The sequence below is a fragment of the Aquisalimonas sp. APHAB1-3 genome (assembly GCF_048323695.1).
Classification (GTDB): Bacteria; Pseudomonadota; Gammaproteobacteria; order Nitrococcales; family Aquisalimonadaceae; genus Aquisalimonas.
This window is the reverse complement of record NZ_JBLWFT010000032.1, coordinates 1-1,301: the sequence shown is the minus strand read 5'-3', so window position 1 is coordinate 1,301 and position 1,301 is coordinate 1. Positions and strand designations below refer to the sequence as shown.

The 1,301-nt window shown below is 65.4% G+C and carries 1 protein-coding gene; it reads left to right on the top strand.

The genetic code is table 11. The annotated features are described in order from the left end of the window. The first annotated feature begins 230 nt into the window (after positions 1-230). On the top strand, positions 231-1,214 hold the full coding sequence (locus ACNSTU_RS17480; protein WP_418212813.1) for an IS110 family transposase: 984 nt from the start codon (positions 231-233) through the stop codon (positions 1,212-1,214). The last annotated feature ends 87 nt before the right edge of the window (positions 1,215-1,301 follow it).

Genomic DNA, 1,301 nt, shown 5'->3' with positions numbered 1-1,301 from the left:
TGGTGGACCTGAAGGTCCACCCTTGTACCTTTATCCTTGTGGTCAGGGAGACCACACCCTGATGCCGGGCGAGCAGGAGTCCACCCGAAGGGCAATTGACCCTGTGCAGTAGATTCAGGCCCCCGGCATCGCTTTCTGACCTGTCATGAGTCTGAACGGTATCCAAGGCCCTGGCTGAGTGTCCAGTGAGCCTGTGTGCACAAGGCAAGTCGGTCGGGAGGTCGAGAGCAATGACACGGCAAGTAATCGGAGTCGATGTCGCCAAGCGCAAGCTCCAGGCGGGCTGGTTGGTGGATGCGCAACAGCACAGGATCAAGCCCAAGGCGGTGGCGAACACCCACGAGGGCTGGCAGACGCTGCTCGCGTGGGCGCGGCGTCACACCGGCGCACAGCCCGAGCAGTTGCACTTCATCCTCGAACCCACCAACGTCTACCACGAGGGCGTAGCGGAGTATCTGCATGAGGCGGGCGCCGTGGTGTCGTTGGTCAACCCGCGCCAGCTGCGCGATTTCGCCCGCAGTCTCGGGGTGCGCTCGAAGACCGACAGCCACGACCGCCGGGTGCTGGCCGTCTTCGGCTGGCAGAACGCGCCCCAGGCCTGGGAGCCACTGCCCCCTGAGGCCAAGCACCTCCAGCAGTTGCTGCGCCGCCTCGACGCCGTCGAGGCCGACCTGCAGCGCGAGCAAAACCGCCTGGAGACCGCCGAGATCCAGGGCAACACGGAGGTCATCGCCTCACACCGCAGCGTCATCGGCTCGCTGCAGGAGCAGCGTAAGCAGCTGCGCCGCCATATCGATGACCACATCAACGGCCATCCGCAGCTGCGCCACAACGCCAAGCTCCTCGAGAGCATCCCGGGCGTGGGCACGCACCTGCGGCGCGAGCTCACCACGCTGTTCGCCGCTTACCACTTCCGCACGGCCGATCAGGCCGCCGCCTACCTCGGGCTCCACGTCGTCGCGGATGAATCCGGTGAGATCACCAAGACACGCCCACGGCTGGCCAAAAACGGCAGCGCACGCCTGCGCGCGAAACTCTACATGCCGGCGATCGTGGCCAAACGCCACAACCCTCGCATTCACGCGCTCTACACGCGCCTGTGCGCTCAGGGCAAGGCCAAGAAAACCGCCATCGGTGCGGCCATGCGCAAACTCATCCACATCGCCTTCGGCGTCATCAAAAACCAGCGCCCTTACGACCCCGCGTTGGCCTGACGGCCAACCGGCATGGGGGGCCCGGGATGGCGGACCTGAAGGTCCGCCCTACGGGGTCTACCGCTTGACCCGCAAGACGGTATCTAC

Bases quoted from the DNA above. Each gene is read 5' to 3' on its own strand.
- ACNSTU_RS17480 (WP_418212813.1), top strand. From the start codon at position 231: ATGACACGGCAAGTAATCGGAGTCGATGTCGCCAAGCGCAAGCTCCAG.